Genomic DNA, 25,310 nt, shown 5'->3' with positions numbered 1-25,310 from the left:
AACCTCCATCACCTAATCCAAAGATGCTATTGAGATTCCTTTTATTTTCCGATATAGATCCACCGCATATACATCCGTCATTCCGGATACAAAATCCAATACTGCACGAATTTTAGCATACGCATCCTCTTTATCGGTATGAAATTGCGCTGGAATCATCGCGACAATCTTGCGATCAAACATCGTTTTATTCGTCTTTAGATAAGCTGGCACAAACTCCTCCAACAGGGCGTTCATCACCTTATAACCTGCAATTTCAATTTGTACAACAGCTGAAGCATTATAGATTTCCACCACAGATATCTTTTCAATTTTCTTCATTTGTGCTACAATCTCAGGAGAGAGTGCGTCAATCAGTGAACTTTCAAACGTGCCCGAAAGGAATTTATCTTGATTATTAGCAAAAACCTCGGCACAACCGTTAATCAGTGTATTAATAGCTTTCGCGCGCAATAACTCCACACGGCTTCCCGTGTCATTCAATCCATCCAGTCGACTACGTAATTCTTCCCCCCCACAAAGTGGCAACAGCAGTTCTTCGACTTCTTTATAAGACAAGATCTTGAGATGATGAGCATCTTCCAGATCAATAATATTATAACAGATATCATCTGCCGCTTCGACAAGATATACTAGAGGATGTCTCAAATAACCCTGCGGATTTGTAGGATCCTTCTTAAGTCCCAGTTCCGCAGCTATTTTTTCAAATGCCTGTTTTTCTCCTTCAAAGAAACCATACTTTTTACGGTGATGATTGCCCTTTACATGTCCATCTATAGCGGCACATGGATATTTCACAATAGACGCCAAAGTCGCATACGTCAATGCATAGCCTTTTTCATCCTTACCATTGAAAGCATGTGTGAGTATACGTAACGCATTCGCGTTACCCTCAAAATGAGTCAAATCAGCCCATTGCTTGGCAGAGACATGCTCCTGATACTTCTGTCCTACTCCCTGCGTAAAAAATGATGAAATTGCAGCTTCTCCAGAATGGCCAAAAGCCGGATTACCCAAATCATGCGATAGACAGGCGGCAGATATAATATTACCTACCTCTTGCAAATAAGGGACCTCCTCATCAATATTAGAGTGCTGTTTTTTCATTAGATTATAAAACAGACGTCCCAAAGACCGTCCCACAGAAGCGACCTCCAAACTATGCGTCAACCTATTATGAACAAACACAGCACCAGGCAGTGGAAACACTTGCGTTTTATTCTGCAACCGGCGGAATGGAGAAGAAAAAATCAAACGGTCGTAATCCCGTTGAAACTCAGATCTTGCGTCAAATTGCTCATTTGGGACACGATCTTCATAGCCCCATCTCTTTGCAGACAACAGTTGTTTCCAGTTCATCAATATTTTGGATTTGCATGGCAAACTTATATAAAATGCTTTGCATTCACCAACTCCAACTGGAAAAATCACCGTACAACTTCCCCTCCCTCTTCCTAACAGTCTAAAGCAGAAACTTCTCCTAAGACAACCTATAGGAATACCTTTTTACTTCCGATATAACTAAATATTTGCTATTTTTATAGAAATAATTTCGAATCATGACAATCTATACACTTCCCGACACCAAAGCTTTTGAAAGTTGTTTAAATAACAAAAACACGCATTTATTGACGTTAGCTAATCGTGCGGGCATGCAGATTGCATTGAGTGATTACGGAGCACGTTTGGTGAGCGTTTTGGTACCCAATAGACATGGAGACTTAGTAGATGTTGTTTTAGGATTTGACAGCATTGATGCCTATCGGAACGCTCAGGAGCAATATCATGGAGCCACAATCGGACGTTTTGCCAACCGAATCGCTGCTGGACATTTCTACCTTGGAGAGGCCTCCTTCCCATTAGTACAGAACAACGCTGAAAACTCACTTCATGGTGGCCCCGAGGGGTTTCACCGCAAAGTATGGGACAGACAGGTTAGTTTAAAAAAACAAGTCGATTTTTACTACGTATCTCCCGATGGAGAGGAAGGTTTTCCAGGAACGTTAAATACCTGCGTCAGCTATGAGCTTACCAATGAAAACGAGATAAAAATTCATTTTAGGGCTACCACCGATAAAACGACCGTAGTCAATCTCACCAACCACGCTTATTTCAATCTGAACGGAGAAGGCAATGGCGACATCCTTAATCATTTCATTGAAATTCCCTCTACTCATTTTATCCCTATCAATGACAAACAGATTCCGACAGGCGAATTACTACCTGTAGAAGACACAGCATTCGACTTCAGGGAAGCAAAGAAGATCGCACAAGGTATTAATACTCCAGTAGACCAAATACACTACGCAACGGGTTACGACCATGGGTTCGTCAACGAATCCCCCATAAGCAGCCCTGCTGCGGCAGCCTATTCAGAGGAAAGTGGAATACTCTTAGAAGTATTCACCGATCAGCCTAGTATCCACCTATACACCGGAAACTTTCTTGCTGATGACCAAGGTAAATCTGGAAATCGTTATCTCAAACATGGTGGTTTCTGTTTTGAGGCTCAACACTATCCAGATAGTCCCAATCAACCACACTTCCCTACGGTCATTCTAAACCCTGGAGAAGAGTTAAAACAAACCATCATTTACAAATTCAGCATCAAGAAATAGCTGTAATAAATTACTTACAAAGGCTGAACAAGTACATTTCAGACTATATTTGAAAAAAATTATAGACTGATGAATAAAAAGATTTTTTCAATTGCCCTGCTAAGTGCAGGAATGGCGTTCACATCTGTGCAGGCCCAGATGGCTAAGCAGAAGGATGTCAAGCTAGAAGATTTGATGAAACATTTAAACGAATTGTTTCAAAAAGGCGATGACGCTTCTAAAGTAGAGTTAGGAAAAGAAGCTTTAGCAATGTCTCAAAGCAAAAACGAAAGTTTTGTATCTATGGCAGCTAGAGTATACGGAGCCCTAGAGCAAGCTGATAAAGCTGAAGCAATCAACAAAACAATCTTAAAAAAATTCCCTAAAGGACTTCAAGCACGTTCCGAAGCTTACGAAAAAGTATTCGGCGACGAGAATGCTTCTGCAGAAGTCGTTGAAAAAGGATATACCGCATGGTTGAAACAATTCCCTGCAGCTTCATTTGATGAAAAAGACAGAGGTATCTATGATCAAGCAGCGGCTTCTTTAGCATCCCTTTATTTTAAAGCAAATAATGCGGCTAAAGCACAAAGCTATATCACCCAGCTTAAATCCAGCACTAACTACGCCGCATACGCGAGCCGAGTTACAGCAGGCCTTATCAAAGACAATAATTACGATGCAGCCCTTCCTATTTTAGAAGAGATCTATGCAAGCTCACTAGAAGCTTCTAAATCAAGCGATCCTAAAATCAAAAATAGCGGTGCAGGTAGAGCTTATGGTTCTATAGCCCCTTCTTATGCACAGGCCCTAGTTGAAAAAGGCAATGCAGAGAAAGCTGTAACTGTGATGAATGATTTTATAAAATCTTCTCCATACGCAGCGAGCTCTCCGACCAATACCATTACATTGGCGAAAGCTTACGCAAAACAAGGAAAAGAACTAGATGCTTTCCTTTCCCTAGAAAACTTTGTTGTTAAAAACGGTAAAAATGCAGACATCGTTAAAGAAATGCAACCGTTGTACAATAAGCTAAACAACAATAAAGCAAATTTTGACTTGTATTTTGCATCTATCGAAGCAAAAGCAAAAGAAGCTATGGTTTCTAAATACAAATCAGAAATGATTAAAAAAGAAGCTCCTCAGTTCACTTTAGTAAACAGAGATGGAAAAACAGTTTCTTTATCTGATTACAAAGGAAAAGTTGTTGTTCTAGACTTTTGGGCGACTTGGTGCGGACCTTGTGTAATGTCCTTCCCTGGCATGCAGGCTGCTGTCAACAAATACAAAAGCGACAAAGATGTTGAGTTCTTGTTTATTGACACTTGGCAGCGTGAAGAAAACTATAAAGATTTGGTAAACGAGTTCATGACCAAAAACAACTACTCCTTCCACGTACTGTTTGATGAAATGAAAGATCGTACCAAGGCGACTACTACAGCCTATGGCGTGAAGGGTATACCACACAAAGTAGTGATTGATAAAGAAGGATTTATCCGTTTTGAATCTTCTGGCGGTTCTGCCGATGTTGACAAAGTAGTCAACGAGATGGAGACAAAGATCGAATTGGCACGAAAAGGCTAAAAAAATGGGACTCAGATTTGAGTCCCATTTTTCTTTGATTAAGGATCGATTCGAATAAACTTACCAGTAGCATCGAACTCCAGGTCCAACGCATTGGTCAACTCCACATCAAATCCATGTTTTTCTTTATCTATACTATTGATACCATCTTTAGGATAGTTTTCTTTCACATAGCCTACGATAGGTGCCAACACGAATGAAGTAGGTATAGCTACCGTATTATCCAGTGCTTCCACCTCTGTCCAGTTCCCATTTTTATCGAACTTCACTTCTATTCGATTATTCAGCAGCACCTGATACTCCGTCCCAGACAACGGCTCCTTTTCCCGAGTTACAGAAAGTATCTTTGCCTCTTTAAAATGATCATTTAAAAATGTATTTGCAGCTGTAGGCAGATTATCCACCTCAATAGTTTCCTCTTTATCACACGATACCACAGCAAATGCAACCGCCATTAAAAGCGTCAATTTCAATATTAACTTTTTCATCATATTTTTATATTACAGATTACCCGTCTACAGGGCATTAATCATCGATACGGACAAATTGTCCCTTCTTATTAAATTCAAGATCTACACCATTCGTTAGTTCCACTTCGTACTTACGGGATTTACGGGAGATCTGAACGATTTCATTGTTCGGAAAACTCTTTTTCACATATTCTAAAATAGACGCAGGTACTATTTTCAAAGGAACCGCCTTTAGTTCAGCATCCACCTCTGTCCATTCTCCTTTAGAATCGAATTCCAACTTCACACCGTCTTTCAATTTTACTTCATAACTTTTACCTGCCAGAAATTCACTCTCCTCTTTCACCAAGGTCACTTGATCTGCCGCATAATAAGTCGTCACAAAGACTTGTGCCTTCTTTGGTAATTGCGTAAATGTGATTATTTTTTCTTGCGCTACAGCAACAACTGCCATCACTAATAGTGTTACAGTCATAAAGGATTTCATCATTGTTTTCATCTTCTTATTTCTTTATTTGATTTATAACTCAAAGTTCGATTCCAATTTGGGAAACAATTGGGAATTGGAAGATGTTTTGAAAAAAATCACGAAATTTTTTCAAGAACAAAGGAATGTCTCCCCGATTCGTACCTATAGTGTAGCTTAATCTGATGTTGCCGCTCCAGGATCGACCTTACAATAGATAATCCCAATCCATTGGAATGATTGTCCTGACTCCCTTTGTAAAATCGCTCAAAGATATAATCTGGATTGAGAGCTCCAGAGTCGCTATCATTTGCTATTTCGATTTCATGTTCACGTATCGTCACCAGCACATCTCCTCCCGCAGTATTATATTTAATGGCATTGCGTAGCAGATTTGATAATAGTATATGCGCTAGGTCCCTATTAAAATTAACATAAAACTCCTTTACCTCTTCCTGAAACACAAATTTCACATCCCTAAAAGAAGCGATATCCTCCAGATCATCCACCAAAGATTTGATTAAGGTGCTAAAATTCACCAAATCACTAGCCACATATTGGTTATTATCAATTCGCGACAACATAAGCAACGACCGATTCAAACCTACCATCCTATGCAACGCTCCCTTCGCTTCCGACAGCTGCACCAATTGCGATTCCGTCAGCGTAGCATCATCCATCAACAGTTCCAGTCTATTGATTGTTATGGCCAGAGGAGTTTGCAATTCGTGTGAGGCATTTTCTAAAAACCGCTTTTGAGCTTCAAAAACCGCCTCATTCCGATCGATCATATGCTTGACTTCTTTATTTAGCTCCTCAAACTCTTTCACCTTTGTAGGCACCGTCTCAAAACTCGAAGTATCTCCAAATCTATAACGGCTTAAATTATCCAACGTCTGTCTAAAAGGCTTCCAAGCCCGACTCAGAACCAGATGATTAATAAGAAGAATACTCAATATGATCACAACATACAATACCGCCAGCGAGATTGCTAAATTAATCAGGTAATCATCCTCCTCTACCGTCGAAGTCCGTATCTCCAGCGAATAAGGCTTACCTTCCTTACTGTAGAAGCCCGTCCGTAGTACCCGATAAGGCTCATCTTCATCATCATAAGGCATATAGATAAATTCCTTCGAAAACCGATTCTTATCCAGATTCTCTGCAGCGTGTTCTACAGGCAGAATCCGGAATTGATTGATCCCAAATTCTGTTGTATTTTCTAAAATTTCGGGACTATTATAAGCCTCCCTGATAATTTCAATTTTTTGATTTTTCAGCCCATCATCGATATTATCATACACTTCATCCATTAATATGGCATAGAAGAGCAATGCCCATACCGCCATCACAATGAGTATGGTAATGACAATAAATCGATTGGTATAGTACTTTACAGAAACTGCTGCCATCACACTAATTTGTAACCCACGCCGTACACCGCTTGTATATCCAATGTTGCTTTGGCATCTTTAAGTTTCTTACGTAGGTTCTTAATTTGAGAATAAATAAAATCAAGATTATCCGCTTGGTCTGCATGATCTCCCCATACCGTTTCCGCCAGCGTTGTTTTTTCCAATAGCTTATTTGGCCTTAACAAAAAATAATAAAGCACATCAAACTCCTTACGATTGAGTTGTAATTCCTCCCCATCTACCTTGACGATACGATTATCCATATCCAGCGATACATTTTGATACTGAATAACAGTATCCCCATGCTGCGCATTTCGACGTACAATAGATTTGATCCGAGCCAAAAGCTCCGCAAAGTGAAAAGGCTTCGCCAGATAATCGTCAGCACCGATCTCCAATCCCAACACCTTATCATCGACAGAGTCTTTCGCCGACAGTATCAGTACGGATTGATTTACATTCTTCTCTTTCAACAACCGCAACAAATCCAATCCATTCCCGCCAGGCAGCATGATATCCAACAGCACAATATCGTATGGATAATTCAATATTTTATCCATACCCTGCTCGTAGTTATCGGCACTTTCAACAAGAAAATGCTCCCGTTCTAGAAAATCCTGAATACCCCGAAGTAATTCTACTTCGTCTTCAATTATAAGTACTTTCATATCCCTATTAAAGATAACTATATTTTTTGCTCCCCAAACCTCTATTGATAAATCGGCCTCTAAGCCCCGCTGACAATACAATAATGGCACCACAATTCGGAAACATTTAGGAATTCTCAACAGCAGTTCCTCTTTTATCGAGTTTCGACCATAAAAATTACATTTTAGTAAACATTTACCTTATTTTTACGTTATTATTAGAGGCTAGGTAATTAATACACATCATTGGTTTGAATAAATTTACACGCGTTTTATTACGCATTTTTTTATGGATTTTTGGCTCCGTAATCGCCTTAGTCCTATTGGTTATATTCTTAATTCGTCTACCATCTGTTCAGAATTACATCGCGGGCAAGGTAGCGCATTACCTAGAAACCAAAATAGGCACACCGGTGAACATTGGTTATGTCAACATTACTTTTCCTAAAAAACTAGTCCTGGAAAATATTTATTTTGAAGACCAAAGCCAGGACACCCTCCTTTCTGGAGAGAAATTAATGGTAGACATCAATATGTTAAAAATATTGAAAAACACTATTGAGATCCAAGAAATAGATCTAGAAGGGATTACCGCCAAGATTACACGTTCGGCGCCAGATGGTAGCTTTAACTTTGACTATATACTCAAAGCATTCACTTCCGAAAAAGAAAGCACCCCTACAGCACCTGATACCGCCTCAGCCCTTCTGTTCAATATTGACAAGGTAAACTTCGACCGTATACGATTTGCTTACAAAGACGATATGATCGGTACCTCAGCAGACATTTGGCTAAATCATTTTGACACCCGTATCAAAACATTTGATCTGAAAGACAACATGACATTCGACATGCCAAAGATCAACTTAGAGGGACTCACCGCCTACGTCAAGCAATGGGCGCCTAGCACAGAAAACACAAAACCTAAGCCCGAAGATTTCGGCATCACCGATAGCAGTACCAATAGTACAGCCCTACTTCCTAATATCGGCACCGAATTCATCAAGTTGAAAGACATTTTTGTGCGGTATCAAGACGTTTCCGCTGCGATGGATACCAAGTTTGATGTTAAGAACCTATCCGCCAATGTGGACGTAATCGACCTTAATAAAGAAGTGGTACGTCTCCGCGAACTGATACTAGACCAATCAGACTCTTATGTCACCTTTGGAAAAGCGCCAAAAAAGACAAGTACCAGCTCCGATAGCAGTAGCATAAACTGGGTCGTATCGACCGATAAAGTTGTTATTGACAAAACAAATTTTGCATTTCGGGATGACAACCAAGCTCGAATGAAGGGGTTTGACTATTTCAACATCAAAATAAAAGATTTAGCGGGTGCATTGGATCAGCTTCATTATTCGGCAGATTCGATAAGTGGTTCATTACTGAACCTAACAGCAAAAGACCATTCTGGTTTTTACCTCAAGAAGTTGAAAGCAGACTTCACTTACACCAATACCGGTGCGACCATAGAGAATCTACTTGCAGAGACTCCGAACACCATTATACGGGATTATTTTAAGATTACTTACCCTTCGCTCGATGCCGTAGCTAAGAACCCAGGACTTTTATCTATCGACGCTAAAGTCAAAAAAACGCAGATCGATATGTCCGACATCCGCTTCTTTGTCCCAGACCTCGAGCAAATGGATGTTATGAAGCCACTCTTGACCAAACGCTTCTTTCTCGATGGACATGTAGTCGGCAAGCTCAATGATCTTCATATTCCTTCGCTCAACTTCCGCACGCTCGACAACACCAATATTATTGCGAGCGCAGATATCAAAGGCCTGCCCGATACGGACAAGCTTTTTGTAAACCTCAATCTTAAAAAACTAACAACAAGCAAAAAAGATCTGGACAGACTTATTGCAAAGTCTATGCTTCCTAAAGACATGGCTTTTCAGTTCCCGAATTCTATATCTTTATCCGGTTCGTTTAAAGGCGGCATGAAAGGTTTTGACACCAACATGAGCTTACTCACCGAAAAAGGAAATGCGACCGTCAATGGTTACCTCAACATGGCAGGAAGAGACACCACCTACGATGCGACCTTGTCCATTTCTGATTTCAACATTGGACATATACTCGACCAAGATTCTACATTGGGAATAGTATCCATAGATGCACAAGTAAAAGGTCAGGGCCTCAACCCCAAGACAATGCGTGCATCGATGAACGGAACAGTCAATCGCTTAGATGCCATGGGCTATCAATACCATGACATATTACTCGATTTAACCGCGCAAAATGGAGATATCGCTGGCAATATCAATTCCATTGACCCCAATGTGAAATTTAATCTGGATATGTCGGCAGATATGCGCGGCGCCTATCCCGCGGTAAAAGCCGAATTGATGATCGACTCCGTCAATCTCAAAAACCTAAAGCTAATGAAGGATGACTTCCGTTATCATGGCAAGGTAAACCTAGATTTAACGACAGCTGATATCAACCACTTAAACGGAGATTTAATTGTCTCCCATTCTTCTATTGCCTATAATGACTCTCGCTATGCGCTAGATACCATATCGGTGACCGCTCTTGCCGATACCAACCGAAACGCATTAGTCCTCAAGTCCGAATTTCTAAATGCCCACTTGGTTGGAAAATACAAACTGACTGAGCTAGCGGCCTCGCTACAGGATGTTGCAAGAATATACTACAATCCAAAAAACGAGCCTCCTACTCCTTTTAAGTATGAGAATCAGAATTTCGAATTTTCAGCTACATTGAATAACTCCAGATTCCTAAGGGACTTTTTACCTGGTCTCGAAAGAATGGATGACATTTCTCTCGATGGTACCTTCAATAGCCAACAAAAGAGTATAATGGCTAAGTTGATAGCCCCTACCCTCATATACGATGGTATTGAAGTCAAAGACGTGGGCTTAGACATCATCACGGTAGATAGTACGATGTACTACTCTACATTAATCAACAAAATCAAAGTTAATAATATTGAATTGAACAATACCGTCCTCAGTGGTAAAATCATTGAGAACAATTTGGATTTCGGACTCTGGATAAAAGATAAAGCACAAAAAGACCGTTACCACCTTGGCGCAAAAATGAGTGTAGATGAGAGTAATTATATGCTTAGTCTATTCGAAGATGGCCTCATGCTAAATTACGACAAGTGGAATATCAACCCAAGCAATCAGCTTAGCTTTGGTAAAGACGGTATCCGTGCCCAAGATTTTAAACTCAGTTACAAAGGACAAGATTTCAGCATACAATCCCAAGACAGCACATTCAACTCCCCTATAGACCTCACCTTCAACAATTTTAGGATAGAGACTTTCTCTAGTATGCTCGAATCTGACATACTTAACTTTGGAGGGGGCATCAATGGTGCGGCTACAGTCTCCCGTTTATCCAGCAACCCAGTATTTGTATCCGATCTGGAAATTAAAAAATTCTATTTTGGACAAGATACAGTTGGTAATATCTTGGTGAAAGTAGATAACCTCAAAGAAAACACCTATTCTGCTGATGTTAAGATCACAGAAAACGGAAACGATGTACAGCTACTAGGGGAATATCTAGCACCTCCAACCGGAGAAGCTAGCTTTAATGCTTCCCTGGAATTGAAACCCTTAAAAATAAAAACAATAGAAGCCTTCAGTATGGGCTATCTAAAAAATAGCGAGGGTGACCTTAATGGTCTTCTTCAGATCGGGGGCAATTTTGACGCACCAAAGATATCGGGTGACCTGACCTTTAACAAGGCACGCATGAATGTATCCATGCTAAATGCAGATTTGTTGATGGACAACCAAAAAATCACCTTCAACAATCAGGGAATCGTCTTCAAACAGTTCGCATTAAACGATCTCCGTGGCAACCAAGCCAAGTTAAACGGTAGCATATTAACAAAGAACTATGCGGATTTTGATTTCAACCTTAATCTAACCACCAAAAACTTTGCAGCGGTCAACTCCACAAGGGAGGACAATGACCTGTTCTATGGTAAATTGAACATTACCTCAAATATTCGCATATCTGGTGACTTGAATAAACCTGTTATCGATGGTGATGTAAAAGCAAATGAGAACACAGACTTTGTTTTTATCGTTCCAAATGAGAATCCTGGAATTGCAGAGCGTGACGGGGTAGTCAAATTTGTAGATAAAAGTGACACGGCAAAAGCCAACATATTTGCGAGACTAGATTCCATGACTACTGCTACTAAATTGTCTGGTATGGATCTCGCCCTCAATCTTAGTACAGATCGGGAGGCTAAATTTAAAGTCATCATAGACGAAGGTTCCCAAGATGCCTTAAACATCCAAGGGATTGCCGAATTGAATACCGCCATCGACGCCAGTGAAAAGATAACCATGTCTGGCACATTTACCGTTGAGAAAGGAAACTATTCCTTCAACTTTGGACCTATTAAGAAAGAGTTCGATTTTGAAAAAGGAAGTACCATCACTTGGAATGGAGACCCTTTAGATGCGCGGATGGACATTACCGCAGTTTACAAGGGGCGCTTCCCTACACTAGAGCTTGTCAGCAACCAAATTGGTACAGAGAGCCAGAATCTGTACAAACAACGGGTACCTTTCAATGTCAAGCTGATTTTATCGGGCGAACTCTTCAAACCAGATATCCGATTTGATATTGATTTGGATGAAAACAATGCGATCGTGTCTCAGGATGTTGTTTCCAAAGTAAACATCGGTCTTGCTTCTTTACGTGATGACCCTGCCGAATTAAACAAACAAGTATTCTCTTTAATTATTATGGGACGTTTTATGTCATCCAATCCATTCGAAAGTCTCTCAGGTGGTGGCGGCGTAGAAGGTATAGCCCGTAGCTCCGTGAGTTCATTCCTATCTGGCCAACTGAATAACCTTGCTTCTGATTTGATAAAAGGCGTCGAACTGGATTTCAATCTACAGTCTGAGCAGGATTACCTCACCGGTTCCGGTCAAAACCGTACGGACCTTGCGGTAGGAATATCCAAAATGCTCTTTGACGACAGATTAAAAATCACTGTCGGATCAAACTTTGAGGTGGAAGGTAATACCCGTCCGGGCGAAAAACCGAATAATATAGCGGGAGATATCTCTATAGACTACCAGTTATCGAAAGATGGGCGCTATTTTGCTAGGGTATATCGCAAAAACCAATACCAAGCTACGCTTCAAGGTCAATTCGTAGAAACAGGTATCGGCTTTATTATCAATATGAGCTATAACCGATTCAGGGAACTCTTTATGAGTTCAAAAGCACTTGAGCAATATTATAATTCCGACAACAATAGTTTTAGAAAAAGGTTTAATGTAGATAGAATGGAAACCGATTCTATATATCGCGATAGTGTACGCGCAGTCATCAAAGACAGTCTAATGCTACATAGTCCTGAATTCCGCAGGCGTATGCAAGAACGGGAAGAAAAAGAACAGCTGCAGAGAACCCAAGATTCTCTGCAAAACAAGAAAGACACCACCAACAAAGATGCAGAAAGCTCAAAATCATTATCTGCAATCCGTAATGAAGAAGAGGAAAGGAAACAATATGCGCAGTAAAATCACATTAGCAATCTTATCGATATTATTTATTACCCTATTGTTTTCTTGTAATTCTACCAAGTACATTGCCGAAGGCGAAAAACTATATACCGGTGGTAAAGTCGATTTAAAACTAGACACAGCCATTAACCCGCAACGAAAACTAGCCTTTGAAGAACGCTTAGAGGCTCTTCTTTTACCAAAACCCAATAAGAAAGCTTTAGGTGTACCATGGAAACTATTATTCTGGAATATGGGAGGTGGTTATGATACTAGCAAAAACCTTATCCGAAATTTTTTAAAAAAGCAAGGTGAAGCTCCAGTTTTACTAAGTGACGTTAATCGCGAATACAATGAAAATTTGCTACGCAACCGTATGGAAAATATAGGTTTCTTTAATGCATCTGTCAGCTCGGATACTATTATAAAAGGAAGGTATGCCAGCGTGCTCTACACGGCGATACCACGTAAGATATATCGAATCAATTCGCTTCGTTATAGTATAGACTCCCTCTCTCATATCGGCCACGATATACTTTCCGTCAAAGAAGGTTCTTTACTAAAGAAAGGAGCGAATTATAATCTTGATGTCATTATCAGTGAACGCGAACGAATTGACAATCTTCTTAAAAATAAAGGTTACTATTATTTCAATCCGGACAACATCTTAGTTGAGGTAGACAGCACGATTGGAAACCATAAGGTAGACATGTATGTAACAATAAAGCCCGAAACTACAAAACAAGCCAAAGAGCCACAACATATAGGCAACATCTACGTCTATCCCAACTATACACTAGGCTCACAAGGGTATACACGTAGAAGTTCTAGGAATATGGAGGCTTTTAATAATGGTATCTATTTTATAGACCCACAGAATACTTTTCGAAAGAAAGTTTTGGCCAATCATATTTTCTTTGAAAAAGGCGAACTATACAACAGGCATGATCACAATCAGACCATCAATCATTTGGTCAATCTGAATACCTTTAAATTCGTTAAAAACAATTTTGAAAACAGCCCTGATTCTGCCAATACCTTGGATGTCTACTACTACCTTACGCCGCTTCCTAAAAAATCGTTGAGATTCGAAATTTTAGGAAAGACAGCTACGGTATACAATGGATCCGAAGCTAATGTCACATGGACCCTACGCAACGCATTTAAAGGAGCCGAAACAGTTACTCTTAACGTCTTCGGTGGATATGAAACTCAGACAGGAGGAAAAGTCAATTTAAATTCGGCGTACTATAGATATGGAGCTGAAATGGCCATCACATGGCCTCGTTTGTTATCCCCCTACAAATGGGCACCTTCAAAACGATTCATTCCCAAAACCTACCTAAAACTAGGATACGAATTTTTGAATAGGCGGACAGCATATGTCCTTAACTCTTCTACTCTGAGTTATGGTTACATGTGGAAAGAAAATGATCAAAAACAACATGATCTTACATTAGCAGAAATCATATATGTACAACCGCGGAATATATCGGATGATTATCAAGCTCAAATGGATACAGTACCTACTTTAAAACGTATTGTAGACCCCCAATTTTCCTTTGGCCCTAACTATACCTATACATTTACCAACTCCATGGATCAAAACTTGAAGCATACTTTTTATTTTAAAGGAGGAGTTAATCTTTCTGGGAACGTGCTCGGATTGATTCAAGGAGCAAGCTATAAAAAAGATGAAACCCGTACCCTGTTTGGTACAGTCTATAGCCAATTTGTACGTATTGAAGGTGATTTCAGACATTATATGAAATTGGGCAAAGATGCCCAATTGGCATCCCGACTGATGATAGGGACCAGTTATTCCTATGGCAACTCTTATTCTCTCCCTTACCTCAAGCAATATTATAGCGGTGGTCCAAATGGATTACGAGCCTTCCGGGCTAGAGCTGTTGGTCCAGGTTCATCCGCCCCTGAAAACATAGGAGCCAATAACTTTTTTGCCGACCAAACAGGAGATTACAAGTTGGAATTGAATACAGAATACCGTTCCAAGCTTGCTGGTTTTGTCCACTGGGCTGCTTTCGTAGATGCTGGGAATGTTTGGCTACAAAGGCCAGATAGTAATAAGCCGGGCGGACAGCTATCCAAGGATTTCATAACTGAACTTGCTGTTGGTGGCGGTGCTGGTCTTCGTTTTGATTTTGACTTTTTGATCATACGTACAGATTTTGCTATGCCATTTAGAATTCCCTATCTTCCCAAGGGAGATCGTTGGGTATTTAAAGACATCGATCTAAAAAGTTCCAAATGGAGAAGAGATAACCTGATCTTCAACCTAGCAATTGGATATCCTTTTTAAGTTATTGTCATTACCCTTCATAATGCATTTTTTGAATCAAATTCTTTTTTAAACAAGTAATATTAAGTAAATTTAATTATTACACATACGCTAAACTTGAAAACCAATGAAGATAACGATCATAGGAGCCGGAGCCGTAGGAGCCACTACAGCTGATAATATTGCAAGAGCCAATTTTGCGGAAGAGGTTGTACTATTAGATATAAAAGAAGGCGTCGCCGAAGGCAAAGCACAAGACATGATGCAGACAGCAGCACTACTTGGCTTTGATACAAAAATAAAAGGTGTTACCAATGATTATCTACAAACAGCAGGGAGCAGTGTCGCTGTCATCACTTCAGGTATCCCCCGTAAACCAGGTATGACTCGAGAAGAACTAATTGGAACAAATGCTAACATTGTAAAGTCTGTTGTAGAAAACCTAGTAAAACATTCTCCTGAAATCATTATCCTTGTGGTTTCAAACCCGATGGATACAATGACCTATCTAGCCTTAAAATCAAGTGGTCTTCCTAAAAATAGAATAATCGGTATGGGAGGAGCATTAGACTCAGCCCGTTTTAAATTTCAGTTAGCAACCAAACTGAATGCCTCTCCTTCTGATTTAAATGCTATTGTCATAGGTGGGCATGGCGATACCACCATGATTCCATTGATACAAAAAGCAACCTGGAACAGCATCCCTGTAACACAATTCTTGTCAGAAGAAGAACAAGCAGACATCGTCAAGAAAACTATGGTCGGTGGAGCCACATTAACGGCACTGATAGGTACTTCGGCTTGGTATGCTCCAGGAGCAGCGACCGCAGCTATGGTCAAAAGTATTGTGCTGAATGAAAATAAACTCTTCACCGCATCTGTATATCTTGAAGGAGAAATGGGGGAAAAGGATATTAATATAGGAGTACCTGTTATCATCAACAAAAATGGCTGGGATAGAATCGTACCGTTAATACTTTCAGAAGAAGAACAAGTTTCTTTTAAAGCTAGCAGCGAGGCCGTACGTAATATGAATACCGTACTCAAAGACAATAACATTATTTAAGCTCATTTTCACTCTCTATTAACGTCAGCAATGTATATAACGTTGCTGGCAGAAAACATATACATGCATATTATTCCTTTAGAGCTCCTCCAATTGGAGGAAGAAGGCTTTCACATACTTATAGAAGTAAATATATCTGGTGCAGTTCACAAAATGGTTGTAGACACGGGGGCTAGCAAAACGGTCTTCGACAAGAGCATGTTGTTAGAATCCGGAATTCCGGAAACCTCCTTCATCACTTCAGACCTTTTATCAACGGGTTTGGGTACGAATGAAATGAGAAGTGAAACAACTATTCTCCAATTCAACATCCAAGATTGGATCTCAAAACCGCTAGAAGTCGCCATTTTAGACTTATCAACTATCAATTATGCTTATAGTCAGATGCAATTACCTCCTATAGTAGGCGTGTTAGGGGGAGATATTCTATTAAACTATGGGGGAATAATAAACTACAAAAAAAAGACACTTACTCTAAACCGCAAAAAAACATCTCCTAAATCCAATTTTATCAAACCCTAAAATCAGATTAAAGGTATATATACGGAACACTAATGTTTTAGCGGATTGACACCCGTTTTACAACGGTTTCTGTACCAGAACTAACTCTTACAAAATAAAAACCAGCAGACACTTTGCCCCCAGTCTCGAAAGAAAGATTATGAGTTCCTGCATCAAGAGGAGAATTGGATAAATTAAGCACTTCATTTCCCAAAGCATCCATCAGTTTAATGGAAACATTGTTTTGCTTTGTCAACTTAAACGATGTACTTATCTGCTCAGCAACCGGGTTGTACATCACTTTTACGTTCGTAATTACCTTTTCACTGCCTTGATCCTTAGATTCTATAGAAAACACATTATTATAAGCTCCATGTCTTACGTTGCTCCCATATGCATGGGCAACATACACCGAGGCCAACATCAGTAAACCTGTGCATATTATTTTAACGTATGTATGAATCTTTATTTGCATTATTTAATTTAGACAATGAGTAATTGGAAATGGTTTAGTCAAATCTAAATAATCTGAATCACACTTCCTAATACAAAGTTAGTTTTTTTAGACCTAGCTAGGCATCATTTTTACTTTTTTTTCTGGCTTTTAACAATTTTTAACAAGAAAATTCGTTACATCAGTATTTTGCTCTATATTGGCACCATATTTTAAAAGTAACACTGTAAAAACACCTATGGGCTCAGACCATAAACACACACTGAATCGCCTTAGTATGGGCGGCCTACTCATCTCCTTAGGCATTATATTTGGCGATATCGGCACATCCCCACTCTACGTCTTTAAGGCTATTTTTAATCAAGGGACCATTGACAAGAATCTAGTTATCGGGAGTATTTCCTGTGTTTTTTGGACGCTGACACTACAGACCACGATCAAGTATGTCTTAATCACATTAAATGCAGACAATAAAGGAGAGGGGGGAATATTATCCCTATACTCGCTCGTCCGTAGAAAAGCAAAATGGCTCATCATACCTGCTATTATTGGGGCCTCGACGTTATTGGCCGACGGTATGATTACCCCTGCAATCACTATATCTACAGCAATAGAGGGATTAGCAATCCACAACCCCTCCTTTCCAACAGTGCCAGTAGTGGTGCTAATTATTTCTCTTCTCTTCCTTATCCAACGATTCGGAACCTCAATTGTTGGTCGCGTATTCGGTCCACTCATGTTAGTTTGGTTTAGTACAATTGGTGTGCTGGGGCTATCCTATATACACTATGCACCCGAAGTCATCATGGCACTAAACCCTTACTACGCACTTGAGACCATCATACACTACCCAGATGCGCTATTCATCCTCGGAGCGATCTTTCTCTGTACCACAGGGGCAGAGGCATTATATTCGGATATGGGGCATTGTGGCAAATCAAATATTCGAGTTAGTTGGATTTTTGTCAAGCTCAGTCTAATACTTAATTATTTTGGACAAGGAGCCTGGCTTATTATGCATGAGGGATCTGTCTTAGGGGAACGGAATCCTTTTTATTCGATTATGCCAGATTGGTTTTTAATCTACGGTATCACTATTGCGACCATAGCCGCAGTCATTGCTAGCCAGGCTATGATTTCAGGGTCTTATACGTTGATTTCTGAAGCTGTAAGGCTTAACATCTGGCCCAAAGTGACCATTAGATATCCCAGTGATCAAAAGGGACAGCTCTATGTTCCATCCATCAACCTCATCTTGTTTATGGGCTGTATGTTGGTCATCGCCATTTTTCAAAAATCAAGCAATATGGAGGCTGCTTATGGATTAGCAATCAATCTTACTTTCCTATCTACAACGATATTGGTCATCTTTTTTATGATGAGAAAACGTATTAATAAAATATGGATTATACTATTTGCCTCTGTATATTTCACCATTGAGATTGGTTTTTTGATGGGTAATGGTGTCAAAATAGCTCATGGTGGATGGTTAACGCTTATTTTGGCCTGTAGTATATTCACGGTCATGTTTGCTTGGTACAATGCTCGGAAAATAAAAAATAGATTTGTAAGATTTGACGACATCAAAAAATATTATCCGATCCTATCTAAACTTAGTGAAGACAAATCTGTCCCCACTTTTGCCTCTCAATTAGTATATCTTACCAGTGCTAACAATGTGGAAGAAATAGAAACAAAAATAATCTACTCTCTCATCAATAAAAAGCCAAAAAGAGCAGACGTGTATTGGTTAGTCCATGTGGATGTAATGGACACTCCACACGCTAGAGACTATACCGTGAAGCAGCTCATTCCAGGCAAACTGATCCGGATCGATTTCAAACTTGGTTTCAGAGAAGAACAAAAAATAAGTTTACTTTTCAGAAAAGTTGTTGAAGACATGGTCAATAAAGGTGAAATCGATATCACAAGTCAATATGAAACGCTAAAAGAACACAAAATAACTGGTGATTTTAATTTCGTCGTACTCGAGAAAGTCTTTTCTAGAACTAGCGATCTGAGCTGGGGAGACCGCATTATCATGGAGATCTACAAAATCCTCAAGCACTTTAGTTTGAGCGAAGAAAAGGGGTTTGGTCTAGACAGCAGTTTTGTAACATTAGAGCGCGTACCTCTTAACATACCCAATACCGAAAATATAAAGTTAAGAAGATTAAAATAGTATGAAGTAGATAGGCCATGTAGCGATTGCTACGTGGCCTATTTACTTTATAATTCTTTACTAACAGAATCCTTATTCAACTTCGAATGCTTATAGCCGTACATAAAGTAAATTAACAACCCTATCGCTAGCCAAATAACAAAGATAATCCAATTGCTAGCTCCTAATTCACTCATCAGATAGAGATTAACCAAAATACCAGTAACAGGCAACAAGGAAAAACTCTGTTTAAAGCTCAAAATACTTAAAACCAACCACGTTCCCCAAAACACCACTACTAACGACTTGTGTATGATTACATCTTTCGTTCCCAATGTTTGCCACTCCCGAAGACTGTCCTGCCCGTAGACAAACATCAACGCGACAGCAACAATAAACCCAATACCAACCAGATATTTTCCGTTGATATAGGGCACTTTAAATTTAGATTTTTTAGAAAGCCCCGTCTTATCCATATAGAGCACACCACCACAGACTAAGATAAAGGCAAAAAATGTCCCTACAGAAGTAAGATCAACAAAAAAGTCCATTTTGAAAAATAGAGCTGGCACCGCGACAACCACGCCGGTCACCAAAGTCGCAAAAGAGGGAGTTTTATACTTTGGATGGATAGTCGCAAACTTCTTCCATAACAACCCATCTCTACTCATGGTCATCCATATACGGGGTTGCGCCAATTGAAAAACAAGTAATGCACTCGTTATAGCAATGACAGAAGTCACTGATATAATTCCTGCCATATGATCAAATCCCACATACTGGAATACATACGCCAAAGGATCCTTAACATTTAGATCCGTATAATTGACCATACCTGTAAGCACCAAAGTGATAAGAACATATAACACCGCACATATTATTAAACAATAGATCATTGCTTTGGGCAAGTCCCTTTGCGGGTTTTTACACTCTTCTGCCGTAGTAGAAATAGAGTCAAATCCAATAAATGCAAAGAATACCGCAGCGATACCACTTAATACCCCTCCCATTCCATTGGGAGCAAATGGCGTCCAGTTCTCAGGCTTTATAAAAAAAGCTCCCCCTAATATCACTGCAATAATTATCCCTATCTTGATCATTACCATAATATTACTAGCCCGTTGAGATTCCTTAATACCGATATAGACCAGCCATGTCACCAAAACGGTAATTAACCCTGCAGGCAAATCGAAAACGATCGGCAGATCTCCAAGCTTAGGTGCTGTATTATAGGCTTCTAAAGCTATTCTATCTATTCCCGTCAACTTGTCTGCTCCAACCTGTAACATCTTTTCGTGTGCTTCGATAGCGTAACCAGGTGCCATGGTCAACCATTTGGGGATATAGATTCCAAATCCTTCACACATCGAAACAAAATACTGTGACCAAGAAATGGCAACCACCATATTCGACACCGCATACTCCAAGACCAAGGCCCAACCAATGATCCATGCGAACAACTCTCCAAAAGCGACATAAGCATAGGTATACGCAGAACCCGATACAGGAACCGTACTTGCAAACTGCGCATAGGACAATGCAGTAAAGACACAAGCAAAAGCAACAAAAACAAATAAAAGAGATACAGCAGGCCCGCCATTATACGCTGCAAGACCAATCGTGCTGAAGATACCAGCACCTACTATGGCTGCGATACCTAAAGAAACTAAATCACGGACACCTAAAATCTTAGCTAGACCAGAGCCATGTGTATGCGAGTCGATTAGTATTTGATCAACACTTTTCTTTCTGAAAAGTTGGTTTTTCATATTTTTAAGTTTAAAAGTTAAATCGAGGAACTGAGAAAGTTCTTTTTTATTCTAATTGTTGACTAAGGTAACTATATATATCAAAAAATCCCTGTAGTTGCGTCTCTCTGTATTCTTCCAAGCTTTCTCCTAATCTTCGGACATGCCATTCGGTCACTTCAAACTTCCAGATCCGTCTACATATATTGAACAGAGCGTGTGGCAGATTCTCCACTTTCGCATAGTCAAAGATATATCTTGAGGCTAGAAAGCGATCATAGAAATCAAAAAAAAGTGTAGTATCTATCCTCCCCAAATGTTGGAGGTAAGATGATACATCCTTTCTGTCCACGTGAGCCAGATGGTCGTACAGCCGGCCTACATTGAGCAGATCATGCGCTATAAGCTCATGATCCAAAAGCAATTCCAATCCAATATGAGCAAGAAAAGAGGCCCTAATTGGTAAATCAACTATATCCTTTTCTATAGCTAGCCTCAACTGATGCGTATGTTTATAAAAAAACTCAGAATTATGGAACAAACGATCTACTTCTACATGACGCCTCCATCCCTCCGTTATGGCGTGTGCCTTCGGGGTAGTGTTTAGGATATCATCATATTTATGAATTTGAAAAGAGTATTTTTTATCTACATTCTTAAGCAAGTCTGGCAAAAGCCCACCCAAAACCTGCTCAGGCTCTATGGCATAACGTTCAAAATAGTAGTGCGATAAAAAATTCACAGCAGGAGTATCTCTTAAATTATCGTAATATACAGCTTAATATCTTATCTTTGCAATCTTATAATTAAAAAAACAATCATATCGTTATGAATTTTGTAGAAGAATTACGTTGGAGAGGCATGCTTCAAGATATCATGCCTGGTACCGAAGATTTACTTGCCAGAGAGAAAGTATCTGGGTATATCGGCTTTGATCCGACTGGCGATTCTTTACATGTTGGTCATTTAACCCAAATCATGACATTGATCCATTTTCAAAATGCCGGACACAAACCAGTGGCTCTCGTCGGAGGTGCTACAGGGATGATTGGAGATCCTTCTTTTAAGTCGGCAGAACGAAATCTTTTAGATGAAGCCACACTGAATCATAATGTTGCTTCACTAAAAAATCAGTTAGCTAAGTTTTTAAATTTTGGCGATGGAGAAACCGACGCCAAGATGGTCAACAACTACGACTGGTTTAAAGATTTCAAGTTTTTGGATTTTATTCGTGATGTGGGTAAGTTGATTACGGTCAACTACATGATGTCCAAAGATTCGGTAAAGAAACGCTTAGAAGGTGATAACGGTTTATCATTCACCGAGTTTACTTATCAATTAATTCAAGGGTATGATTTCTATTATCTTTGGAAACATCACAATTGTAAAGTACAAATGGGCGGTTCTGACCAATGGGGAAATATCGTTACAGGATCAGAAATGATCAGACGTCAAGACCAAGGAACCGCATTTGCTGTAACCACACAGTTGATTAAAAAAGCAGATGGACAGAAGTTTGGTAAAACGGAATCCGGAGCAGTATGGTTGGATCCGAAGAAAACATCTCCGTTCAAATATTATCAGTTCTGGTTAAATGCGACAGACGACGATGCAAAAAGCTGGATCAAGATCTTTACCCTTAAAAGTAAGGAAGAATTGGATGCTATCATTGCAGAGCATGATGTTGCTCCACACCTACGTACTGTACAGAAAGCTTTGGCGAAAGATATTACAATCCGTACACACTCTCTTGAGGCCTACGAGACAGCAGTAAAAACTTCGGACTTCTTATTTGGCAATGGTTCATTAGAATTTTTAGCCAATCTAGACCATGATGCTGTATTAGATGTATTCGATGGAGTACCACAATTCACCATTAGCAAAGCTGAACTTGCAGAAGGAGTTAATATTTTAGATATTCTAGCAGTTAAAGCTTCGGTATTCGCTTCCAAAGGCGAGGCCAAAAAGATGCTGACTGGTGGTGGTGTATCCTTAAATAAGGAAAAGCTTAATGATATCGAACAAACGATAACCGCAGAACAGTTAATAAATGGCAAATACCTGGTAGTCCAGAAAGGTAAAAAGAACTACTTTTTGATTACTGCCGAGTAATATCATAAGCAATAAAAGTCAAACAGGCCACTTCTCACCAAGGTGGCCTGCTTTTTTGCCCTGCTCCCCCACATCTTCGTTTGACTTCTTAAATTTTACTTCTTACTTTTGACTATGATCAGTAATAGAGAGTTATTCTTAAAAAACACGGCTCAAACATCAGAAAGTCCTCGCCTGATAGAGGTCGAGAGAGCTGAAGGTTCTTATTTATACGGTCCACAAGGGCAAAAATACCTAGACCTGGTTTCAGGATTTAACGTAAGCAATATCGGACACCGCCACCCCAGGGTTATCGCCGCCATAAAAGAACAATTAGAAAAATACATGCATGTAACTGTATATGGCGAGTTTGTGCAGGCGCCCCAAGTTCAATTTGCAACCAAACTACTCGAACAACTTCCTCCTTTCTTTCAATCTGTCTACCTGACCAATTCAGGAGCCGAAGCTGTAGAAGGCTCCATGAAGATAGCCAAAAAATTCACAGGTCGTAGACAGATCATTGCCGCAAAAAAAGCCTACCATGGCAGTACCCAAGGTGCACTGAGTTTGATTGGCAATCCCGCCTATCAGGAAGCATACGCTCCATTATTGCCGGAGATTGACTTCATCACGTTCAATGATCAAAAAGACCTGTCTCATATTACGACTGCTACAGCAGCAGTAATTGTCGAAGCCATACAAGGCGAAGCCGGTGTACGCGTCCCGGACGTAGCCTACATGCAGGCGTTACGTCAAAAATGCACCGACACTGGGACATTATTGATTTTCGACGAAATACAGACAGGCTTTGGTCGCACAGGCTCACTATTTGCCTTCGAACATTTCGGTATCATTCCCGATATATTGATGCTCGCCAAGGGTATAGGTGGTGGTATGCCATTAGGTGCATTTGTCGCTTCTAAAGAAATAATGGACGTTATCAAGTCTAACCCTATGCTCGGCCATATCACTACTTTTGGAGGTCATCCCGTTAGCTGTGCTGCAGCCTTAGCATCTCTCGAAACTATCTTGGAAGAAAAACTAATCGACGGAGTAGCTGAAAAGGCAGCTCTATTCCGAGAAAAACTAAACCATCCCCAAGTAAAGGAAATACGAGGACTTGGCCTTATGATGTGCCTACAGATTGACAATTTTGATCAAGTCTACAATATCAGTAAATACTGTGCTGAAAACGGAGTAATGATCGATTGGTACCTTCATTGTGAAACAGCATTGCGTATAGCTCCTCCACTCACTATCTCCACAGAAGAAATATGTGAAGCATGTGCTATTATTCGTCAGGCACTCGACAAGTTCTGTTAAAAAAAGTGCACGACATATCTCCTATTTAATCATAGTTCTCTCCGCTAAGGTTGAGAAGACGCTGCAGCTCATAGGGAGTTTTTCAAAACAGTGATTTTTTGCCGTGTGCACACTGTTAATTGTATACTTTTTTGTAACTTCATATTACTTAAACCTATACAATACATGAACAACAGAAGAACATTTATAAAAAGCTCTATATTAGCTTTAGGAGCGACTGCACTCGGAACTTACGATTCAAAGGCGGAAACGCTTATTGTCAAGAAAAAGCTTGAGATCAAGCAAAATGACATTATTCTATTTCAAGGCGACTCTATTACTGATAATGGCCGCAACAGAGATAATCATTTACCCAACAATACCCAAGCTTTGGGAAGAGGCTATGCTATGCTTGCTGCAAGTGCAATGCTGAATAAATATGCAGAAAAAAACATCAAGATATACAATAGAGGCATCAGCGGTCATAAAGTCCCCCAATTGCAAGATCGCTGGCAGGCAGACTGTATCGACATAGCCCCCTCTATCTTGAGTATCCTTATTGGCGTTAACGATTATTGGCACAAACGAGATGGTAAATATACGGGATCGGTCCAATTGTATAAACAGCAGTACCAAAAGCTATTGGATTCCACCTTGGAGAAGCTGCCCCAAGTCAAGTTAATCCTCGCAGAACCCTTTGCTGTAAAAAATGTAAAATACGTAGACGACAGCTGGTTTCCAGATTTTGCTATGTATCAACAGGCAGCCCGTGATATAGCTAAAGAATACAAAGCTATACTGTTGCCCTATCAGAATATTTTTGACAAAGCCTGCCAGCGTGCTTCCGGAAATCACTGGACAACAGACGGTATACACACCACACCTGCAGGGGCCGACCTAATGGCCACGAATTGGGTAAATTGTTTTAAGTAAAAAGCAATTAAAGAAATAAAATACAACACTTAACATTAACTTAATATATACTTG

General features: G+C 39.9%; 18 protein-coding genes. 10 read left to right on the top strand and 8 right to left on the bottom strand.

Features of this window, described 5'->3' with window-relative positions; genetic code table 11:
* Nucleotides 1–12 precede the first annotated feature (12 nt).
* Nucleotides 13–1,359, bottom strand: a complete 1,347-nt coding sequence (locus M472_RS27650) for a deoxyguanosinetriphosphate triphosphohydrolase (RefSeq protein ID WP_021069090.1) — start codon at nt 1,357–1,359, stop codon at nt 13–15.
* 200 nt (nt 1,360–1,559) lie between these two features.
* On the opposite strand from M472_RS27650, the gene M472_RS27645 reads away from it, so the two are divergent.
* Entirely contained in the window at nt 1,560–2,618 is a 1,059-nt protein-coding gene (locus tag M472_RS27645; RefSeq protein WP_021069089.1) for an aldose epimerase family protein, read from the top strand.
* A gap of 69 nt (nt 2,619–2,687) precedes the next feature.
* Nucleotides 2,688–4,181, top strand: a complete 1,494-nt coding sequence (locus M472_RS44365; protein ID WP_021069088.1) for a TlpA disulfide reductase family protein — start codon at nt 2,688–2,690, stop codon at nt 4,179–4,181.
* 38 nt (nt 4,182–4,219) lie between these two features.
* Here M472_RS44365 and M472_RS27640 read toward each other — a convergent pair whose 3' ends face one another.
* The 4 genes from M472_RS27640 to M472_RS27625 all read right to left on the bottom strand — a co-directional run bounded on the left by M472_RS27640 (nt 4,220) and on the right by M472_RS27625 (nt 7,200).
* Nucleotides 4,220–4,672, bottom strand: a complete 453-nt coding sequence (locus M472_RS27640) for a PepSY-like domain-containing protein (RefSeq protein ID WP_021069087.1) — start codon at nt 4,670–4,672, stop codon at nt 4,220–4,222.
* Between the two features lie 34 nt (nt 4,673–4,706).
* The gene (locus M472_RS27635; protein ID WP_158499873.1) at nt 4,707–5,141 is read right to left on the bottom strand and encodes a PepSY-like domain-containing protein; all 435 of its coding nucleotides are present in this window, start codon (nt 5,139–5,141) and stop codon (nt 4,707–4,709) included.
* Between the two features lie 95 nt (nt 5,142–5,236).
* Nucleotides 5,237–6,529, bottom strand: coding sequence for a sensor histidine kinase (locus tag M472_RS27630; protein ID WP_021069085.1), 1,293 nt, complete (start codon nt 6,527–6,529; stop codon nt 5,237–5,239).
* Complete coding sequence (locus tag M472_RS27625; protein WP_021069084.1) at nt 6,529–7,200, bottom strand: response regulator transcription factor; 672 nt, start codon at nt 7,198–7,200, stop codon at nt 6,529–6,531. Before M472_RS27625 ends, M472_RS27630 begins: the two co-directional genes overlap by 1 nt.
* Before the next feature lie 230 nt (nt 7,201–7,430).
* Between M472_RS27625 and M472_RS27620 the strand changes: the two genes are divergently transcribed.
* The 4 genes from M472_RS27620 to M472_RS27605 all read left to right on the top strand — a co-directional run bounded on the left by M472_RS27620 (nt 7,431) and on the right by M472_RS27605 (nt 16,588).
* Nucleotides 7,431–12,719, top strand: a complete 5,289-nt coding sequence (locus tag M472_RS27620; RefSeq protein WP_022829271.1) for a translocation/assembly module TamB — start codon at nt 7,431–7,433, stop codon at nt 12,717–12,719.
* Nucleotides 12,685–15,021, top strand: coding sequence for a translocation and assembly module lipoprotein TamL (gene tamL, locus M472_RS27615; RefSeq protein WP_021069082.1), 2,337 nt, complete (start codon nt 12,685–12,687; stop codon nt 15,019–15,021). Before M472_RS27620 ends, tamL begins: the two co-directional genes overlap by 35 nt.
* A 106-nt stretch (nt 15,022–15,127) precedes the next feature.
* Nucleotides 15,128–16,066: a malate dehydrogenase gene (locus tag M472_RS27610; protein ID WP_021069081.1), complete on the top strand. Its 939-nt coding sequence runs from the start codon at nt 15,128–15,130 to the stop codon at nt 16,064–16,066.
* A gap of 30 nt (nt 16,067–16,096) precedes the next feature.
* The gene (locus tag M472_RS27605; RefSeq protein ID WP_021069080.1) at nt 16,097–16,588 is read left to right on the top strand and encodes a retropepsin-like aspartic protease; all 492 of its coding nucleotides are present in this window, start codon (nt 16,097–16,099) and stop codon (nt 16,586–16,588) included.
* Nucleotides 16,589–16,625: 37 nt separating this feature from the next.
* Here M472_RS27605 and M472_RS0122400 read toward each other — a convergent pair whose 3' ends face one another.
* Nucleotides 16,626–17,042 carry a T9SS type A sorting domain-containing protein gene (locus M472_RS0122400; RefSeq protein WP_081643089.1) on the bottom strand — a complete coding sequence of 139 codons (417 nt, stop codon included), beginning with the start codon at nt 17,040–17,042 and terminating at the stop codon, nt 16,626–16,628.
* Between the two features lie 217 nt (nt 17,043–17,259).
* Between M472_RS0122400 and M472_RS27600 the strand changes: the two genes are divergently transcribed.
* Nucleotides 17,260–19,203 carry a KUP/HAK/KT family potassium transporter gene (locus M472_RS27600; protein ID WP_021069078.1) on the top strand — a complete coding sequence of 648 codons (1,944 nt, stop codon included), beginning with the start codon at nt 17,260–17,262 and terminating at the stop codon, nt 19,201–19,203.
* 47 nt (nt 19,204–19,250) lie between these two features.
* Here M472_RS27600 and M472_RS27595 read toward each other — a convergent pair whose 3' ends face one another.
* Nucleotides 19,251–20,951 carry an amino acid permease gene (locus M472_RS27595; protein WP_021069077.1) on the bottom strand — a complete coding sequence of 567 codons (1,701 nt, stop codon included), beginning with the start codon at nt 20,949–20,951 and terminating at the stop codon, nt 19,251–19,253.
* 46 nt (nt 20,952–20,997) lie between these two features.
* On the bottom strand, nt 20,998–21,672 hold the full coding sequence (locus tag M472_RS27590; protein WP_021069076.1) for a hypothetical protein: 675 nt from the start codon (nt 21,670–21,672) through the stop codon (nt 20,998–21,000).
* An 86-nt stretch (nt 21,673–21,758) separates the two neighbouring features.
* Between M472_RS27590 and tyrS the strand changes: the two genes are divergently transcribed.
* The 3 genes from tyrS to M472_RS27575 all read left to right on the top strand — a co-directional run bounded on the left by tyrS (nt 21,759) and on the right by M472_RS27575 (nt 25,256).
* Complete coding sequence (gene tyrS / locus M472_RS27585) at nt 21,759–23,042, top strand: tyrosine--tRNA ligase (RefSeq protein ID WP_021069075.1); 1,284 nt, start codon at nt 21,759–21,761, stop codon at nt 23,040–23,042.
* A 114-nt stretch (nt 23,043–23,156) separates the two neighbouring features.
* Nucleotides 23,157–24,344, top strand: a complete 1,188-nt coding sequence (locus M472_RS27580; protein WP_021069074.1) for an aspartate aminotransferase family protein — start codon at nt 23,157–23,159, stop codon at nt 24,342–24,344.
* 165 nt (nt 24,345–24,509) lie between these two features.
* A complete protein-coding gene (locus M472_RS27575) occupies nt 24,510–25,256 on the top strand; it encodes a GDSL-type esterase/lipase family protein (RefSeq protein WP_021069073.1) in 747 nt (248 codons plus the stop codon).
* Nucleotides 25,257–25,310 lie beyond the last annotated feature (54 nt).

The organism is Sphingobacterium paucimobilis HER1398, assembly GCF_000416985.1.
Taxonomy (GTDB): domain Bacteria; phylum Bacteroidota; class Bacteroidia; order Sphingobacteriales; family Sphingobacteriaceae; genus Sphingobacterium; species Sphingobacterium paucimobilis.
Note: the sequence above shows the minus strand (reverse complement) of the source record. Positions and strands in the feature narration are given on the sequence as shown.

Coding starts and splice junctions, on each gene's coding strand:
- M472_RS27575 (WP_021069073.1), top strand. CDS start 24,510: ATGAACAACAGAAGAACATTTATAAAAAGCTCTATATTAGCTTTAGGA.
- M472_RS0122400 (WP_081643089.1), bottom strand. CDS start 17,042: ATGCAAATAAAGATTCATACATACGTTAAAATAATATGCACAGGTTTA.
- M472_RS27605 (WP_021069080.1), top strand. CDS start 16,097: ATGTATATAACGTTGCTGGCAGAAAACATATACATGCATATTATTCCT.
- M472_RS27635 (WP_158499873.1), bottom strand. CDS start 5,141: ATGATGAAATCCTTTATGACTGTAACACTATTAGTGATGGCAGTTGTT.
- tyrS (WP_021069075.1), top strand. CDS start 21,759: ATGAATTTTGTAGAAGAATTACGTTGGAGAGGCATGCTTCAAGATATC.
- M472_RS27650 (WP_021069090.1), bottom strand. CDS start 1,359: ATGAACTGGAAACAACTGTTGTCTGCAAAGAGATGGGGCTATGAAGAT.
- M472_RS27600 (WP_021069078.1), top strand. CDS start 17,260: ATGGGCTCAGACCATAAACACACACTGAATCGCCTTAGTATGGGCGGC.
- tamL (WP_021069082.1), top strand. CDS start 12,685: ATGAAGAAGAGGAAAGGAAACAATATGCGCAGTAAAATCACATTAGCA.
- M472_RS27595 (WP_021069077.1), bottom strand. CDS start 20,951: ATGAAAAACCAACTTTTCAGAAAGAAAAGTGTTGATCAAATACTAATC.
- M472_RS44365 (WP_021069088.1), top strand. CDS start 2,688: ATGAATAAAAAGATTTTTTCAATTGCCCTGCTAAGTGCAGGAATGGCG.
- M472_RS27645 (WP_021069089.1), top strand. CDS start 1,560: ATGACAATCTATACACTTCCCGACACCAAAGCTTTTGAAAGTTGTTTA.
- M472_RS27630 (WP_021069085.1), bottom strand. CDS start 6,529: ATGGCAGCAGTTTCTGTAAAGTACTATACCAATCGATTTATTGTCATT.
- M472_RS27580 (WP_021069074.1), top strand. CDS start 23,157: ATGATCAGTAATAGAGAGTTATTCTTAAAAAACACGGCTCAAACATCA.
- M472_RS27625 (WP_021069084.1), bottom strand. CDS start 7,200: ATGAAAGTACTTATAATTGAAGACGAAGTAGAATTACTTCGGGGTATT.
- M472_RS27610 (WP_021069081.1), top strand. CDS start 15,128: ATGAAGATAACGATCATAGGAGCCGGAGCCGTAGGAGCCACTACAGCT.
- M472_RS27640 (WP_021069087.1), bottom strand. CDS start 4,672: ATGATGAAAAAGTTAATATTGAAATTGACGCTTTTAATGGCGGTTGCA.